Raw genomic sequence first — 17309 nt, forward strand, 5'->3', positions numbered from 1 at the left:
TTTGGATTTTAGCGCTGCTCCTACGCTTCGCTTGCATAGGGCGCGGCGATTTTAGCTTTTGGATTGGGGTTGAATCCCTTCCAAATTAAAGAAAAATCGGAATAGGATTTAATTGCTCTTCTGGCAATGGCTTTGACAACTTGCCCAACTTCACCGGAACTTCATAAAGCCTTCCTGGAGCCAATCTTTTCCAAAAGTGCCGCATTTGGGGAACAACTACCTTGACGACGTTTAAACCGATGTCGGGGCGAGTTTGATCGAGTACTAACACTTCCATCCCATGCTGGGCAGCAATATCCACGCAAGCCATCACATCGACGAGCAAATCGTCATTTTCCCATCGGGAATAGTCGGCATAGGTTTTTGGAGCAATGTTTTCATCTGGCAATAGGTAAGGCTGATTTTGTACGGTAGCCGTCTGCCACCAGTCCATTGCTAAAGGATCGGGGAGGGTATATTGAGTGCTGCCATCGGGGGCAACGGATAAAACAGCGGGAAGCACCTGATTGAGTTCTGTGAGGGCGCGCGTTATGCCGATAATCGGATCGAAATGAGCGCCAAATCCATAGATAATATCTTCTACATCGCGATCGGCCTTGCCGCTGCCCGAAGGGCAATCGCATCGGCGAGAAATTGCTGCAAACACGGGGATATTGAGATCGCTGGTGAGATCGAGTACCCACAATTCGCGGTTGATGCTGCGATGATAGTCTTTGAACGCTTGAAAGTAAGGTTGATCGAAACTATCTAAATCCACTGCGGGTTGCTTGAGGCGGTTATACCACCATAAAGCTACGCCATCTCGCTCGACTAATTCCATAAACCCTTGCAGGATCGCTTCTTCTTTAGTATTTCCTGCCGCAGTCCCATTAGAATCAGCCCAACAATAGGGACTATCAGGTTTGGGATAGCCATAATAGCAATAAGCCGTTGGTAAATATTTAAATTCTTTGTGCGTCAAAGACCAAATCGGTGTCCATTCAATTTCTCTGTCTTCGTCGAAGGGATCGGGGACTCTTTGAAAAAAGCTGGGACAAGTGTTATTCCATTCTCGACGGGTTTGATACTGGCGATCGCTAAAATTCATACAATGATTGGGGTGAATGGCAGCCTCTCCCATTGTCTTGTAGGTGCCTTTGCGTCGAATTTCGTCGCCCTGATAAATGCCAGAATATCGTTCGAGTGCTTCGCAAAGCGCGCTGGCTTTTGCCTGAATGTCGGTTTTTCCTTTGCCGCCGCTTTTCCCCCGCAAATTTTCCCGCAGGAAGAATAAATTATCGAACATGGTGGCAAAGTTATGTCCTGCCGCATAAATTGGCGTTAAACTGTTGGTAGACTGGGATGCCCGTTTGAGTCCTCTAACAGCTCCCGCGATCGGGCTGATGTGATGCTCGTATTTTTTGATGGTTGTTTCTGGTGTAACGCAGCGATGTCCGCCATCAGTGGTAAAGGTTTTCTTGCGGCTTTCTAAGATAACGGGTAAAGGTTCTCTGTCGATCTTCGAGTATTCGAGATCTCCGCAGACAGGACATTGAGGACGCTTGATTAAAGCGTGATGTTGGATTTGTAGAGATAGAGTGTCAAAAGTAATGAGATTGCCTTCTAAGGCTTTATTTTCTCCTTGGGCAATCCATTTAGCGACTTCAGTCGCTGCTAAATTGAGTCCTGTTTGTAGCGTAGAAGGTAGCTTGGCAAAAGATGTCGGTAAAGGAGTGGAGATGCCTTTTTGTTTCTGGATAAATGTTTCCACGGGGCGGTTTGCTCGCAGGCGTTGCGCTAGACATTCCCAGCAACCTGTTTTGTCGGGATTAAAGATCGGCCCGATCCAAATTCTAGTGCCTGCTGGCTTAACGAGCATCCACGGACGTTGAGATTGGATTGCTTTTTGGTTAAATACTTCTAACTCGACTTGCAGATAGTCGTCAACGATTACGATATTTAAGTCTCCTTCCTTCTCTACTTGGATGTCCATCGCTGTGAGGGCACAGATAAGCGATCGCGCTGGGAGAGTGCTAAAGGAAGTGACGGAGACTTTAGTTGTTTGCCATCGGTTTGCGGTTTTGGGAGAATCGCAGTTTAAAAGCTCCCAGAATGCTACGATATCCGATGATAGAGGCTCGTTACCTTCTACTAAGTAGCCTTTTTGCTCCATCAGCATGAGTGCGTAGTAAATTTCGGCAGCAGGGGCTTGTTCTTTTAAAAGGTTAACGATATCGTCAATGGAATTGCGTCCATTAATTAAGGGCGCTAAGAGTTCGTATAGACGACCCGTAAGGGTAAAATATTCTGACTCAGATAGCAGAAATACGCCGACAGATTCTACTGTTTCGACGTGAAAACAACTTTTAAATTTAGGTTGGTTAAGCATCTTTATCTTTGGTGAATGGATTTTTTTATCTCACGCAAAGGCGAGGACGCGCGTGCGGACGCAGGTTCCGCACTTCAAGCGTCCGTCGCAAAGGCACAAAACAAAGAAGAGCAATAAGTAAGAAAGAATAGAACCGCGATTAATCATGGCGATATTTGTTTCGTTTTAAGAGAAAGCCTGCACTGACGATCGCTAGTCCTGTAAGCGGTCTAGGTTCTGGGATAGAAACTGAGTTGTTGTTTTGGAGAACGCTATCTATCCACCGAGCATAAAAAGAGACGCGGGTATCGACTGAAAATTCACCGAAACTTGAGTCTGTCCGTGTTGGCGTGAGATCTGTGGATAACAAGCGATCGCTGTAGTTAGCACCGAAACCGTAGGAAGTAATGCCAGCAATTAGTCCATCAATAAAATTCGGACTGCCAGAATCGCCTAGTGCCGAATTGACTTCCTCTAACCCCAGCCCTAAATTGGCATATTGGGATCCGAAAACAATGCCAAAAGCATCATTTTCGGGAAGACCATTGTCAAAATCGTATGCCAGGGTGCCCGGAAGTATGGGAAAGTCTGGAATTAAACCGTTTAAAAGTTCTCCCGACGCATCGTAAGTATTTTGACCGAGGCGCTTTTGATAGTCAAAGTCTGCTGGCGAAAGTCCCGCACCGCGATCGCCCGTTCCAAATGCCCCATACCCTACTAAATTAAAGACTTTCCCGATTTCGTTGTTGTCTCGATAGATCTCGTATCGAGTTAGTTGCTGCGGGGCTTTGGTTGTTAACTCAATGATGGCAATGTCATTGGCGGCAATAGAATGCTCGTATTCTGGATGGATAAAAAATTGGGCAGCCGAAAGCTGAATCTCGCCAAAGTCCAATACGAAGTCCTGGGGCTTAAATTCAAAAACGCAGTGACCGGCAGTGAGAAGATGCAAACCCGTTTTTAACAGAGATCCCGCACAAGAATGACGATTGCTTTCTTGCCCTGCTAATCTGGCAACGCCATTAAAACCCGATGTTATGTAGTCGTTTGGATTGTCTACTGTCGCTATCCGCCGTTGTACTAGGCTTGTTTGTGAATGAAAAGTAGTAGCTCCTACCTGCGAACCGCTAGCTATGCTGGCGACCAGCCCCAGAAAAACAACCAATAGTCTGACTTTTGCCGCATTCGCGTGACGTGCCGGAAGCATTCTCCCATCTGTTATATTCTGTCGCTCGTTTAATCCCATTTCTAAAAAAGAACGCTACAGATGCTCGATGAAAAAGCCTTACAAACAGAGCTGCTGACTAATTGCGAACCGATCGTTGCGAAGCAGAGGGCATAAGAAAGGATGGGTTAAGTTCATGTAACGTAACCCATCTTCTAGTCAAGAAACTCCTGGAATTTGACGTAAAAAACTCAATGTCTTAACAGCAGCTACGGCAAGCCAATGCTACGTCTACTCCGCCTAAACTCCAAGCGCCGATCTGTTCGTCTGTCAGATCGCTGGGCTTTGGAGGCAGATTGATCTGATAAACAGTCATTTCGCCGTCAGCCCCTTGCAAAACAGGAGTATTTGTCGAACCTTGATTGACAACAATTTTTACAAAATCTTCTACGAAAACGCCTGCTTCACGAAGAATTTCAGTTGGTTCGCTGATGAAACGCTTGCGAAATTCATCGTCCATCCATGCTTTGGCAACAAGTTTGGACACAGTAGCTTCTAAAGATTTTAAATTTTTTGTCAAGTTCATTGTCGATCCTCACTGATATTCGTGTAGAATGCGTCCTAATTTACACGGCATTTTTAAGATTGGTCGAGCGTAATATTACTGAAATTGAAAGTATAATTTCTTGAAAAAATACCGAACAACTTTAATGAGTTCTGGAAAATTATACGTAATTTCACGGAGAATTTGGTTTTCGATCGCTCGTTGCATTTTAAGATTTATTAAGTTATTCAATTTAGTCGGAAGCTTGAAACTCGTAGTTGATAAGTTTTTATCCATTCTTCTAGGCATTTTTAACTAGAAAATTTACAAATAAACTCATCTATTTATTAGATAAGCTATTTTTATAAACCCAAACGCTTGTCTTGATTTATTTTTAAGGGGCTTTGTAAGCCAAGTCGAGTTAATCGCGTATTTAAATTACACAAAAAGAAATGTCGTCAATAGAAGGCGATCGCGCTGGGGCAATTCCACTTTTAACATCTTTAACCATGAATGGCTCTGTCTTTCTACAGCAGCTTAGAGCCAATCCTGTCACTCGCTCAATTCCGATCGTTTTACTAACGGCTCAAGCGGTTTGCGATCGCAGGAGCAATCGAGAAACTTTTTTTCTCTCGCGATCTTTCCTGTCAGATTGCTAATTTTCCGCGCTGGAATTGGGCATATTTAAGTACGCTGTCCTTTAGCGTCAGTGCATCGATTTACACATAGGTTATTGACTTGCTGGAGGAAAAAGAACCATGTTAGCTCGGTCAGGATACCAAATTACCGATAAAATTTCCGCTGGTATTAGTACAGATATCTATCGAGGATACGACGAGCAAACACGAAAGCCAGTTATCATTAAAGCCATTAACACCGAGTACCCAACTTTCCAAGAAATTGCACGCTTGCGATACGAGTATGAAATCGTTTGCAATTTAGATTGTCAGGGCATTGTCAAACCTTACCGCCTAGAGAAGTATCGCAATGGGCTAGCTCTAATCCTAGAAGATTTCGGCGGTCAATCTCTCAAGCAAGTGCTTGCCTCTCAATCTATTTCTCTAAAAGAACGTCTGCGAATCGCGATCTCGATCGTAGAAACGTTGGGCAAACTACACGAGATCCCAATTCTTCACAAAGATATCAACCCTTCCAATATCATCATCAATCCTGCAACAGGCGAAGTCAAAATAACTGACTTCAGCATCGCTTCGCGCCTGTCTCATGAAAACCCAACGATTTGCCATCTTAACCTACTCGAAGGGACTCCTGCCTATATTTCACCAGAGCAAACTGGGAGAATGAACCGCTCGATTGACTACCGCACCGATTTCTATTCTTTAGGCGTTACGCTCTATGAAATGCTAACGGGTAAGTTGCCCTTCGAGTCTACCGATCTCATGGAGTTAGTTTACTGCCATCTAGCTAAATCTCCCGTCCCTCCCCATCAGCTTAAGCAAGAGATTCCGGAAGCGGTTTCTTCAATTGTCATGAAACTTTTGGCTAAAAAGGCTGAAGAGAGATACCAAAGTGCTGCTGGACTCAAAGCTGACTTAGAAACTTGTACTTATCAGCTACAAACAACTGGAATCATTAACAATTTTACCCTGGGACAGCGTGACAGGGGGAGTCAACTACAAATTCCACAGAAACTTTACGGACGTGAAAACGAGGTACAAACCCTACTGGATGCCTTTGAGCGAGTGCGTCAAGGGGCAGTCGAGCTAGTGCTAGTTTCAGGTTATTCGGGGATTGGAAAAACCTCAGTTGTTAATGAAGTACAAAAACCGATTGTCGAAACGCGAGGGTATTTTATTGCTGGCAAGTTCGAGCAACTGAAGCGCAATAGCCCTTATGCTCCTCTAATTCGGGCTTTTAGAGATTTAATTCGTCAATTGTTGACAGAAAGCACCGATGTGCTGGCGATTTGGAAAGAGAAGCTGTTGTATGCCCTCGAAACCAACGCTTGGATCCTTATCGATCTCATTCCTGAAATCGAACTGATTATCGGCAGTCAGCCTAAAGTTGCCTCACTACCGCCATCTGAAGCCCAAAACCGATTTAATCGGACGTTTCAAAAATTTCTCGGCGTTTTTACACAACCCGAACATCCTTTGGTTTTATTTCTCGACGATTTACAGTGGGCAGATCTCGCCTCTCTTGAATTATTGCAAACTTTGATGACAGGCAGCGATCGCCAATATCTATTAGTGATTGCAGCCTATCGCGATAACGAAGTCAGTCCGATTCATCCCTCGATTCAAACCTTTGAGAAAATTCTCAAAGCTGGCGTTGCTGTCAACTCCATCGCGCTTAAACCTTTAGAAAAGGCGCATGTCAGTCAGTTAGTGGCAGAAACTCTTAACGATCCCGTAGAAACAAGCGATTTCGCGTTTTTATTGTTTAATAAAACCCAAGGCAATCCGTTTTTCATCGCGCAACTCCTCAAAACCTTGCACTCAGAAAAATTACTGACTTACAACCTTGATAAGGATAGATGGCAGTGGGACATTGAGAAGATTCAAGCGGTTGGTATCGCTGACTATCATGTGGTCGAACTTATTGCTAGAAATATCGGCAAGCTTCCAGAAACGACACAGCAAGTTCTCAAGTTAGCGGCTTGTCTGGGCAACCAATTTAACCTAGAAATGTTGGCGATTGTTAATGAAGAATCGGCTAAAGTTACAGCAGAACAGCTATGGGAAGCTATCCAAGCCGGGTTGATTTTGCCTACTAGCAAAACATGTCAAATTTTGTTAGCGTGCGAACCAGAGGAACTCGCGATCGCAAACGATCTCAACGTCAATTATAAATTTTTACACGATCGCGTCCAGCAAGCAGCCTATTCTCTAATTCCCGAATGTGAGAAAAAAATAACCCATCTCAAAATCGGTCAATTGCTTTTGAAAAATACGACTTCACAAGCGAGAAAAGAAAACATTTTTGCTGTGGTTAATCAACTTAATTACGGCATCGATTTACTTACTGTTCGCTCAGAACGAGACGAACTAGCTAAACTCAATTTAATCGCAGGTCAGCAAGCAAAGGCAGCAGCAGCTTATGAAGCTGCTCTTAATTATTTAAAGTTGAGTTTACAACTTCTGGCGATCGATAGCTGGAGCAACAATTATGACTTTACATTACAGCTCTATCTTGAAGTAATAGAAGCCGAATATCTCAACAGTAAATTTGAGAGATCTAATGAGTTAGCTGAAATAGCACTTCAACAAGTTACCACTTTGCTTGACAAAATCAAAATTTATGAGTTACAAATCTATGCCTGTATCGCTCAAAATAAAATGCAAACAGCGATCGATATCGGACTGCAAGTTTTAGAAAAGCTTGATATTAAACTAGAGAAAGAACCGCCTCAAATTGACGCGATCGAGGAGCTGGCATTCCTGCCAGAAATGAGCGATTCTTATAAATTATATGCTTCTAAAATTTTAATAGCTCTTACCGATCCGGCTTACGTTGCTCGTCCCGATATTTTGCCGTCGCTTATCTTTACTCAGATCGCTCTTTATCTCCGATATGGAAATCCGCCTCAAGCTGCTTATACCTATGTTTATCACGGTTTATTATTGTGTGGTTATTTTTCAAATATCGAAGCTGGATACCGATTTGGTCAACTCGCTTTAAACTTATTAGAAAAATCTAACGATCGATCGCTTAAAGTCAAGGTATTTAATGAGTTTTATGGTTTCATAAAACATTGGAAAGAGCCTATTAGAGAAACAATAGAACCTTTGGTCGAGACTTTTCAGATTGGAATAGAAATCGGAGAATTACTGTTTGCTGGATACGCGATTTTGATTAATTGCACCAATTTATTTTTCCTCGGAGAAGATCTAAAAAAGGTAAAAAATAAACAGGAAATTTATCTAAAAAAAATACAAAAACTTTCTCTAGATTATCATATTTATTATAGCAATATTGGCAGGCAACTTACCTTAAACTTAATGGGTGAATCTGAAAATAATACTCAATTAATTGGCGAAGCATTCAATGAATCAGAAATGTTGCCGATTTTAAGAAAAACAAACAATCATTCTTCTCTGTTTTATGTATATTTATGTAAAGTAATTTTACTTTGTCTTTTCAAACAACCCGATTTAGCCATTGTAAATGCTAAAGAAGCCGAAAAATACAAACAATCTGCATGTTGTTTATTAACGGTTGCTCAATACTATTTTTATTATTCTCTTGCTCTTTTGGCTCAATATCCTCATGCCAAAGAGCGAGAGCAAAAAGAGTTGTTAGAACAGGTAGCATCCAACCAAGAAAAAATGAAGCATTGGGCACATCATGCCCCATCTAATTTCAAGAGTAAGTATGAGCTAGTAGAAGCAGAAAAGGCGCGAGTATTAGGTCAAAATTGGGAAGCAGAGCAGCTTTACGATCGCGCCATTTCAGGAGCAAAAGAACAAGGATTTATCCATGAAAAAGCCATAGCAAACGAACTAGCAGCCGAGTTTTATTTATCTGTCGGCAAAGAGAAAATCGCTTGGACTTGTCTAACAGATGCTTACTACGGATATACCCACTGGGGTGCTTTGGCAAAAGTAAAAGATTTGGAATCGAGATACCCTCAATTTTTGACTCAAACTTCTACCGAGAAAAAAACTACTATTCAAGCGAATATGGCAATAAGTTCGACAGTAACGTTAAGTGTAGAAACCTTAGATTTATATAGCGTAGTAAAAGCCTCCCAAGCTATTTCGCAAGAAATTATTCTAGACAAGCTGCTAGATAAATTGATGAAAATCATTATAGAAAATGCTGGAGCACAAACTGGCTTTCTTATCTTATCTAGAGAAGGAAAATTAATTGTAGAAGTGGCTAGTTCGGAGATTAGAGGTGGCGTAACGATGCGACCCTCCATTTCAGTTGAAAAAAGTCAAAAGCTGCCATTATCAATCATTAATTATGTAGCGAGAACCAAAGAAACTTTGATTTTAAAAAAATCTGTCAATGATTCTATCTTTGTTAGCGACCCTTACATTCAACAACATCAGCCTCAGTCGATTTTATGTTTCCCAATTTGCAGTCAAGGTAAACTCATTGGCATCGTTTACTTGGAAAATAATCTCACTCCTGAGACTTTTACAAGCGATCGCGTAGAAATTCTAAAACTTTTAAGTCCTCAAATGGCAATTTCTTTAGAAAATGCCGTGCTCTATCGCAATTTACAGCAATCTCAAGCCAGAGAACGAACCGCACAGCAAATGCGCAAGGTTCTAGAAAAAGAAAAGGAACTTAACGAACTTAAATCTCGCTTTGTTTCTATGACTTCCCACGAGTTTCGCACGCCGCTAGCTACTATTATGGGCTATGTCGAACTCTTCAAATACTACAGCCATAACTGGAGCGAAGAGAAAAAACAGGACTATCTCGATCGGATTCAATCCGCTGTCCGACACATGACTAATTTACTCGATGATGTGTTGCTATTCAATAAAGCAGAAGCTAAAAAATTGGAATTGAATCCTTCGCTACTGAATCTCCAACAATTCTGTCGCACTTTAGCCGAAGAAATCCAGCTAGGAGTTAAAACCCAACAAACAATTGCTTTTTCTTGTCAGGGTAATTGTACTGAAGCTTATATGGATGAAAAACTGCTCGGACACATCCTTGGCAATTTGCTTTCAAATGCCATTAAGTATTCCCCAGCAGGCAGCACCGTGGAGTTTAGATTAACCTGTCAGGAAGGCGAAGCGACTTTCCAGATTCAGGATCGAGGAATCGGCATTCCTGAAGAAGATCAACCACGATTGTTTGAGCCTTTTCATCGCGCTAAAAATGCTAGTAAAATCTCAGGGACTGGACTGGGACTGGCAATTGTCAAAAAATCTGTAGATTTGCATGGCGGAAAAATTGCCGTTAACAGCAAAGTCGGCATAGGAACAACGTTTACAGTCACTATTCCACTCACTCAGAAAAACTAGAATTAGTCATTTTTGAAGTCGGAATTCGGAATTCGCAAGTAAAAACAAAGGACTTTCAACACTCGACAAATGACATTGGAAAAGTGACCAATAACAAAGAACAAATGACCTGAAACCATTTTTCATTCATTAATGACAGAGATAGTCGATCGCCCTCACCTCCAACCCTTCTCCCAAATAGGGAGAGGAAAGAAGAATGTCGATCGCGAAAACCTGAAAATTGGTATGAAACCAAAAACTCTAAAACTCTCGGTTAGTTAAATTGCATAAAAATTTTTCAAATTAGAGCTAGAAATTGTTATTTCCGAGAAATCTTAGGGAACTTTATTTTTAGCTGTCTCTATGTACGAGTTTTGTTGAGGAAGACGACTACTATGACCAAAATTTTAGTTATTGAAGACGACAACGAACTTCGCAATATTATTAGTGAAGTCCTCTGTGCCGAGAATTTTAGTGTCATTGAGGCAGAAGATGGCGCGATCGGCTTGCAATTAGCGCAAGAAGAGCTTCCCGATCTAATTATTTGCGATATTATGCTTCCATCGCTCGATGGTTACGGCGTACTGTACGAAATCCGTTCCATCCCATCTCTCCAGATGGTTCCCTTCATTTTCTTGACGGCTAAATCTACCAAAACTGACTTGCGCTTGGGAATGGAACTGGGAGCAGATGATTATTTAACCAAACCATTTACTAGAGACGAATTACTAGGAGCGATCGCAACCCGCTTGGCAAAGCAGGTAGCAATTGAACGAGAGTCTCAGAAAAAACTAGACGACCTACGCGATCGCATCACCTACGCGCTCCCCCACGAGTTTCGGACGCCTCTCAATTCTATCCTCAATAACTCTAAATTACTCTTAGAAAACTACCGCGATACAGAGCCAGAAGAAGCTTTGGCAATGTTAAAAGATATCCATCATTCCGGTCAGCTTTTATATCGACTCGTTCAAAACTTTTTGCTATATGGACAACTGATACAACTGGGAAAAGATCCCGAACGAGTCAGAAAATTGAGCAATGCCAATGAAAAAAGTTTTTCTAAAAAAATCATCGAACAAATTGCTCTCCAAAAGGCTATAGAATTCAATCGAGAAGAAGATTTGCAATTAGATTTACAAGAAGCAGTAATTCTCATCTCCGAACGAAAGCTTGGGAAAATTGTCGAAGAAATCATTGATAACGCCTTTAAATTCTCAAGCGCGGGAACTCCAGTTCAAATTCGTAGTTTTTCGCAGGACAATAATTTCCAACTATTTATTATCGATTCTGGACGAGGCATGACAACAGAGCAAATTGCTAATCTGGGAGCTTATATGCAATTTGAACGGAAGATTTATGCCCAACAAGGTTCTGGTTTAGGATTAACGATTGCCAAACTAATGATTGAATTATATGGCGGAGAATTAAGAATTGAAAGTATCCCAGATAAACAAACAATCGTTCATGTTATTTGCCCGGAAAATTCAAAGGATGTTTGAAAAGTACGGAATGCAATGTCGAACGTAGCGATCGCGAAGCAAAACATCTTCTACCAATTCGCCGATGCTCCTCCACTTCGTGGAAGTCCGCGTCGGTTAGCGATTATCAGTTCGCAATTGGGAAATAGAGATAGATTTCAGAGTAGGATGATTATGTAGCCCAGCTACGGTCTGAGATCGGAATTAGCGCTGACACGCGAATCAATCTAGCAAGCTACTGTAAGTGTAAGCGCAACTCGATCGCTCCTATAGCAAGAGCCGTTCGTCGATGCCATTCGTATCAGATCCGCCAATAGCCGTCAAAATTCAAAAGATGAAACAGCGACTGCGGTGGGATGACCCCGCGATCGCACAAAGAGAAATCGATCGCACTCGATTCGTTCTAGATGACGGTAGCAGCGATCGCCCGGAGTTTTCTTTCCTCGTCATCGGCGATACGGGGACGGGAATCCAAACTCATAACGCACAACGGCAGATTGCCCAGCACATGCTACCCCACTTGGATTCTTGTCGCTTCGTACTACATACAGGCGATGTGGTTTACTTAGTAGGCTCTAGCGAATTTTATCGAGATAACTTCATCAATCCCTACAAAGAACTTTTAGTCGGCGGCGATCGACCCGAAAAAATTGCCTACGATCGCATGGTTTTTAAAGTCCCAATGTTTCTCGTGCCTGGCAATCACGATTACTACGATTTGCCTTTTCTAGAGGGATTATTTGCAGGATTGACTTTACCCCTGCGTCGTCGGCTAGTCAAGTTCAAATTGGATTTCGATGTCGGATGGCACGGTTCGTATCAAGGTAAGGCATACGCTCAGGCATTTTTAGATTGTTGGGATCGCTTTGAATCTAGAGACAATCTCGTTCGGCATCTAGAGCAACACTACACTATCAAAACCGATACGGGTTGGTGCTTGCGCTATCAACCAGGACAATTTACTCGCTTGCCCAATCGTTATTACACCTTTCGTTACGGCGGTATTGACTTTTTTGCCCTTGACTCGAATACCTTCAACGCGCCTCAGCCAATTCCCAAAACAGGCGAAGGATTGACCCATCGTCGTTCTCTAGAAGAACTGCGATCGCGCTTGGAGAGGGAAAAACAAGAACTAATGCAAGCTGCCGAGCGTTTAAACCCCGATCTCCCCGACGATGCCGAACAGCTCGACGACATGCGAGCTAAAATCGAACAAATTGACGAAGTCATCCTCGATATTGACAAACAGTTAGAGGCGCGGGAAACGCAAGCGATCGATTCAGAACAACTCGATTGGCTGCAACAGCGATTGATCGATTCTTGGAATACGACTGAGGTGAGAGGGCGAGTCCTCTTTTTTCATCATCCTCCTTACGTCACTGAAGCTACTAAATGGAATCTGGCACAAACTCTGGAAATCCGCCATCACTTGCGACGAGTCTTCGATAATGTAGCGGCTGCAATCGGTTCCCTCAAGGGCGATCGCCCGCTCGTCGATCTGATTTTCAACGGTCACGCCCACTGTCTCGAATACATCCGCACCCTCGATACCGGACGCGCCGACTCTAATTTAAACTGTATCGTCTGCGGTGGTAGCGGCTATAGTTTGCGCCGCCAGCGTCAAGAGGGAGCGGACTTAATGGAAACCTTTTGGGAGGACGGAGATAGAAAGACTCGACTGGTAGCGCGATCGCAGCTATTTGTCGGACGGAGCGGACAAGGTTCCAAAAAGCGTCGTCCTTACTCATTCTTTCGCATCGATGTACGGGGAGAAACGCCACCCCAATTCGTCGTCAGAGTGTTTATCAGCGAACGATTTCAGCATCAGTGGTACGAGAGCGAGCTACAACCATTTACGATTTAACCTCAGTTCGGAGCGCGGTTCGCCTCGCGACCCATTATTGCCTGAATTGCTTTGGCAATACAAGGGGCAATTGAAACAACTTGGAGTCGCTGGGCAAATTCAATCGCCATAGGAATTCGCCGGCTATCTGGCGAGACGACGACGGTTTCTGAAGGGGTGCGATCGCGCAATGCTTGGTAGCGAGTTGGCGTTCTTGAGTCGATCGGGTATTGAACGGCTGCTCTGTTGTATTTTTGCTGGTCATTCCTATAAGGAAAGGGCGTTCAACTTTTGAAACAATCGCTCTACTCTTGTTAAGTCTTTGTCGCCAGCCGATCGCTCGACTCCACTGGATAAGTCGATTCCGCTGGGATTTAGTAGTTTGAGCGCATCGAGGACGTTATCGGGGTTCAGTCCTCCAGCGAGCAACCAAGGATGAGGAGGACGGAATTGAGCCAAAGTCTTCCAGTCTAAGGTTTCGCCAGTTCCTCCCGATAGCTGAGGATGGTAAGCATCGAGCAGAAGCGTATCGACGCGATCGCAATATGCATCTATTTCAGATAGCGATTGAGAGGTTCTGATTCTAAAGGCTTTGATAATTTCGATGCCAGGAAGCGATTGGCGCAGTTGTCGGCAAAATTCCGGGGATTCGTCGCCGTGTAATTGTACGCCTGTTAATCCCGTTGATGCCACGATTTGACCGATTTCCTCCCCGCTGGCATTGACGAACACGCCGATGCGATCGACTCTGGAAGGAAGTTGTGCGACGATCGTCCGAATTTGAGCTGGCGTGACATGCCGAGGGGATTGGCGAACGCAAATAAATCCCAATGCCGTCGCCCCCAAGTTTGCGATCGCCCGACCTTGTTCTGGTTGTGTAATTCCGCAAATTTTAACCCGCATGAAACCTCAACAGGACAAATAATAAAGAATTAGGAACTATTAGCTATGTTAAGTATTCAAACAAAATGACCTTTCGATCGAGGAGATTCCTATAATGCCTCTTGTTTATAAAAGTTTACTGCGATAGGAGTCTTACTCTTTATGATCTCAACTTTAATCATGGCGGCTCAAACCAACGTTCCTTCAACAAGCGAATGGAATTTATCCGTAGCGATAATTATGATTTTTTGCAATCTGTTGGCGATCGTCATCGGCTACTTTGCCATCCAACAGACAGGAGCGGGACCCGATCTACCAATTCCTCAGCTTGCCTATCGCAAAAGCTTTGGTCTACCGGAACTTTTGGCAACGACCAGTTTCGGTCATATTCTCGGCGCGGGGATGATCTTGGGACTGTCCAATGCGGGTATTCTCTAAGATAGAAAGGTAGATTTGTAGAGGCGCGACAGAGCGCGTCTCTATTAAGATTATAAAAATACCAAAAGTTTATTTTGCATTTATAGAACATCGTTTTTAATAAAGTAAAAGAAACAATCTATAGCTTTCTACTGGTAAGCAGCAATTATCATAGGTTATGTTGGGGTAACTGAAAATAGAAGCTCAGCCAACTCAAAGCGTACCATTAGCCTTGCTAGCGCGAGCAGTAACCCTATCGATCGAAGATGGAACATCGGTGATTACTCTGACTCTACTACATCCCGGCAAAAACGTACCCATGCAAAACTGGACGTTTGACACTCAATCAGTCATTCGGATCGGGCGTTCGATGGATAATGACGTGGTGCTTTACAGTGCTGTCGTTTCCCGTCGCCACCTGGAAATTAAGCGCAATGGAATTCGATGGGAAATAGTAAACTTTGGTGCTAATGGAACCTACATTAACGGAAAACCAATTACTACGGTTCAGGCTGAGGATGGCATGATTATTCGCCTAGCGAGTTCTGGTCCGCAAATCCAGATTCGGCTTAACTCCGAGCGAGTCGAACCCAAACTCAACACGGATCGCACTCAACAGATGCCAACCAAAGAGGCAATCTCTAACGATGCCAAGAAAACCTCGAAAGAGATCGCGGTCTCTTATGTCGAGCCTGACAATTATAAGGCTATTGACCAAGAGGCGCGATCGCATCTTCGGCAACTTTCTGAATAGCCTGTAAGTCGGGAGAGCGCGTCTCTCCCTCCATACTCAACCACAGCAAATATTCGATATTTCCCTCCGGCCCAGTTATGGGCGATGGAGTTAAGCCTCGATATCGCCACCCCAGATTTTGAGCGGCTTGTAGCACCTGGTAGATTGCCTCGGCTCGATCTTTGGCATTGCGAACCACCCCTTTTTTCCCGACTCTCTCTCGTCCGACTTCAAATTGGGGTTTGACTAATAATATGACTTCCCGTGGCGGTACGAGAAGGTTCCAAAGCGGTTCGAGTACTTTGGTGAGGGAGATAAAGGATAAATCCATTACTCCTAAGTCCGCAGGCGGTTCGTCTCCGTATAAGTCCTCGTAAGTCAGGTAACGAAAATTCGTTCTTTCTTTTAAGACCACTCGCTCGTCCTGACGCAAACTCCAGGCAACTTGTCCGTAACCAACATCAACGCCATAAACCCGCTTCGCTCCCGCTTTGAGCAAGCAATCGGTAAAGCCTCCCGTAGAAATTCCTCCATCGAGGCAAATTCGCCCTTCTACAGGTATTTGGAAGACTTTTAGGGCACTTTCGAGCTTTTGACCGCCGCGAGAGACGTACTTGGGTTTTTGTTGAACTTGAATGTCGGCTGAGTCATCAACTTCCGTTCCTGGTTTGTCGATGACTTGTTCGTTGACTTTGACTTCTCCGGCACGAATTAGGCGCTGTGCCTGCTGGCGAGAATCACAAAGGTTGAGGTTTACTAGAAGTGTATCGAGTCTTTGTTTAACCAAAATAGTTCAGAGTTCAAAGTGCAAAGTTCAAAATTAATTCCCAAAATAACCCAGATCCTTCACTTAGTTATTTTAGTTAAATTAGGCAAGCTATGTCATTGATTATTTCAGCGATTACGGCACTAATTGCTTTTCTAGTTGCTTTTAGTGCCAAAGATATCGCAGGCGAAAAAAATCGCCAAACATTTAAAGCGATCGCAATGTTAATTGGCACGCTAGCAGTTTTTATAGCGATTTATCAATTTATTTCTCGTTTTTTAGTCATCATTCCTGCTGGAGAAGTCGGGCTGGTTGAAGTGTTTGGAAAAGTCGAAAATCGACCTCTCACCTCCGGCATCCATTTTGTTAATCCTTTAGGAAAAGTCATTGATTTTTCCAGTCGCTTGAAGGATATTAAAGAAACTGTCGATACGACATCTAAAGAAGGATTGGGTTTTAAACTCGATGTGAGTTTGCAATACAAAATCGATCCGCAAAAAATTAGCGAAGTTTATCAAAATATCGGGACTGACGAAAAAGAGATTATTATTTCTCGATTCCGATCGATTATTCGTCAAACAACGGCTAGCTATGATGCTGGAGATATTTATGGAGAAAAACGAGAAGAAGTTGCTCAACGCCTACATAAAGAAGTGAGCAATAGTTTAAGTCCTCTCGGTTTTATCGTTGAGGAGACTTTGCTAAGAAATGTTGTTCTACCAGAGAAAATTCAAGCAGCTATTCAACAAAAATTAGAAGCCCAACAACAAAGCCAACAGCTAGATTTTGAGTTGGAAAAAACTCGTAAGGAGGCAAATCGCAAGCGGATTGAGGCTCAAGGAATTGCTGACTCGCAAAAAATTATTTCTCAAGGGTTATCGGAGCAAGTATTGAGATTGAAATCTATTGAAGCAACTCAAAAACTTGCCGAATCTCAAAATAGTAAAGTGATTATTATTGGAGGAGGAGAAGATAAATTGCCGTTAATTTTACAACAAGGACAGTAAAGTTAGCGATCGATAGTATAGCAATTCTAATTGATTGGTGAGGGCGAGCATCTTACTCGCGAATTTCTTAAAAGCGAGCAAGATGCTCGTCCTACATCACAACTCTCATAATACATTTATGTTTGCTATAGAGATTTGAATTTTTTCTTGTAAAAAATGATAGATAATCTTAACAATTAAACTCATCCATACAGTTA

14 protein-coding genes are annotated in these 17309 nt (G+C 43.1%); 9 read left to right on the plus strand and 5 right to left on the minus strand.

Annotated elements, in window-relative coordinates; translation table 11 throughout:
* Positions 1-85: 85 nt before the first annotated feature.
* From NIES593_RS13245 to NIES593_RS13255, 3 genes are all read right to left on the minus strand, one after another.
* Positions 86-2368, minus strand: a complete 2283-nt coding sequence (locus NIES593_RS13245) for a TOMM precursor leader peptide-binding protein (protein WP_073600034.1) — start codon at positions 2366-2368, stop codon at positions 86-88.
* Between the two features lie 139 nt (positions 2369-2507).
* Positions 2508-3593 carry a trypsin-like serine protease gene (locus tag NIES593_RS13250; protein WP_083602441.1) on the minus strand — a complete coding sequence of 362 codons (1086 nt, stop codon included), beginning with the start codon at positions 3591-3593 and terminating at the stop codon, positions 2508-2510.
* Positions 3594-3771: 178 nt separating this feature from the next.
* Positions 3772-4098, minus strand: coding sequence for a hypothetical protein (locus tag NIES593_RS13255; protein ID WP_083602442.1), 327 nt, complete (start codon positions 4096-4098; stop codon positions 3772-3774).
* Between the two features lie 410 nt (positions 4099-4508).
* Between NIES593_RS13255 and NIES593_RS24205 the strand changes: the two genes are divergently transcribed.
* The 6 genes from NIES593_RS24205 (at position 4509) to NIES593_RS25220 (ending at position 13508) form a co-directional block, all read left to right on the plus strand.
* On the plus strand, positions 4509-4715 hold the full coding sequence (locus NIES593_RS24205; protein ID WP_073600037.1) for a response regulator: 207 nt from the start codon (positions 4509-4511) through the stop codon (positions 4713-4715).
* A gap of 99 nt (positions 4716-4814) precedes the next feature.
* Positions 4815-10004 (plus strand): ATP-binding sensor histidine kinase, encoded by a 5190-nt coding sequence (locus NIES593_RS13270; protein WP_073600038.1) that lies wholly within the window; start codon positions 4815-4817, stop codon positions 10002-10004.
* Positions 10005-10136: 132 nt separating this feature from the next.
* Positions 10137-10265, plus strand: coding sequence for a hypothetical protein (locus NIES593_RS25215; protein WP_281250738.1), 129 nt, complete (start codon positions 10137-10139; stop codon positions 10263-10265).
* A gap of 113 nt (positions 10266-10378) precedes the next feature.
* A complete protein-coding gene (locus tag NIES593_RS13275) occupies positions 10379-11485 on the plus strand; it encodes a hybrid sensor histidine kinase/response regulator (protein WP_073600039.1) in 1107 nt (368 codons plus the stop codon).
* 268 nt (positions 11486-11753) lie between these two features.
* The gene (locus NIES593_RS13280; protein WP_073600040.1) at positions 11754-13328 is read left to right on the plus strand and encodes a metallophosphoesterase; all 1575 of its coding nucleotides are present in this window, start codon (positions 11754-11756) and stop codon (positions 13326-13328) included.
* Between the two features lie 51 nt (positions 13329-13379).
* On the plus strand, positions 13380-13508 hold the full coding sequence (locus tag NIES593_RS25220) for a hypothetical protein (RefSeq protein WP_281250739.1): 129 nt from the start codon (positions 13380-13382) through the stop codon (positions 13506-13508).
* Between the two features lie 66 nt (positions 13509-13574).
* On the opposite strand, the gene NIES593_RS13285 is transcribed toward NIES593_RS25220, so the two are convergent.
* Complete coding sequence (locus NIES593_RS13285) at positions 13575-14210, minus strand: phosphoribosylanthranilate isomerase (protein WP_073600041.1); 636 nt, start codon at positions 14208-14210, stop codon at positions 13575-13577.
* Positions 14211-14351: 141 nt separating this feature from the next.
* Between NIES593_RS13285 and psaK the strand changes: the two genes are divergently transcribed.
* Positions 14352-14627, plus strand: a complete 276-nt coding sequence (gene psaK / locus NIES593_RS13290; protein ID WP_073600042.1) for a photosystem I reaction center subunit PsaK — start codon at positions 14352-14354, stop codon at positions 14625-14627.
* A 211-nt stretch (positions 14628-14838) separates the two neighbouring features.
* Complete coding sequence (locus NIES593_RS13295) at positions 14839-15360, plus strand: FHA domain-containing protein (RefSeq protein WP_217651902.1); 522 nt, start codon at positions 14839-14841, stop codon at positions 15358-15360.
* Here NIES593_RS13295 and NIES593_RS13300 read toward each other — a convergent pair.
* Positions 15314-16126, minus strand: a complete 813-nt coding sequence (locus tag NIES593_RS13300; protein ID WP_073600043.1) for a TlyA family RNA methyltransferase — start codon at positions 16124-16126, stop codon at positions 15314-15316. The genes NIES593_RS13295 and NIES593_RS13300 overlap by 47 nt on opposite strands.
* 92 nt (positions 16127-16218) lie before the next feature.
* Between NIES593_RS13300 and NIES593_RS13305 the strand changes: the two genes are divergently transcribed.
* Positions 16219-17112: a prohibitin family protein gene (locus NIES593_RS13305; protein ID WP_073600044.1), complete on the plus strand. Its 894-nt coding sequence runs from the start codon at positions 16219-16221 to the stop codon at positions 17110-17112.
* Positions 17113-17309: the final 197 nt, after the last annotated feature.

This window comes from Hydrococcus rivularis NIES-593, assembly GCF_001904635.1.
Classification (GTDB): Bacteria; Cyanobacteriota; Cyanobacteriia; order Cyanobacteriales; family Microcystaceae; genus Hydrococcus; species Hydrococcus rivularis.

Excerpts from the sequence above, each read along its gene's own strand:
- NIES593_RS13245 (WP_073600034.1), bottom strand. The coding sequence starts at position 2,368 with ATGCTTAACCAACCTAAATTTAAAAGTTGTTTTCACGTCGAAACAGTA.
- NIES593_RS13250 (WP_083602441.1), bottom strand. The coding sequence starts at position 3,593 with ATGGGATTAAACGAGCGACAGAATATAACAGATGGGAGAATGCTTCCG.
- NIES593_RS13255 (WP_083602442.1), bottom strand. The coding sequence starts at position 4,098 with ATGAACTTGACAAAAAATTTAAAATCTTTAGAAGCTACTGTGTCCAAA.
- NIES593_RS24205 (WP_073600037.1), top strand. The coding sequence starts at position 4,509 with ATGTCGTCAATAGAAGGCGATCGCGCTGGGGCAATTCCACTTTTAACA.
- NIES593_RS13270 (WP_073600038.1), top strand. The coding sequence starts at position 4,815 with ATGTTAGCTCGGTCAGGATACCAAATTACCGATAAAATTTCCGCTGGT.
- NIES593_RS25215 (WP_281250738.1), top strand. The coding sequence starts at position 10,137 with ATGACAGAGATAGTCGATCGCCCTCACCTCCAACCCTTCTCCCAAATA.
- NIES593_RS13275 (WP_073600039.1), top strand. The coding sequence starts at position 10,379 with ATGACCAAAATTTTAGTTATTGAAGACGACAACGAACTTCGCAATATT.
- NIES593_RS13280 (WP_073600040.1), top strand. The coding sequence starts at position 11,754 with ATGCCATTCGTATCAGATCCGCCAATAGCCGTCAAAATTCAAAAGATG.
- NIES593_RS13285 (WP_073600041.1), bottom strand. The coding sequence starts at position 14,210 with ATGCGGGTTAAAATTTGCGGAATTACACAACCAGAACAAGGTCGGGCG.
- psaK (WP_073600042.1), top strand. The coding sequence starts at position 14,352 with ATGATCTCAACTTTAATCATGGCGGCTCAAACCAACGTTCCTTCAACA.
- NIES593_RS13305 (WP_073600044.1), top strand. The coding sequence starts at position 16,219 with ATGTCATTGATTATTTCAGCGATTACGGCACTAATTGCTTTTCTAGTT.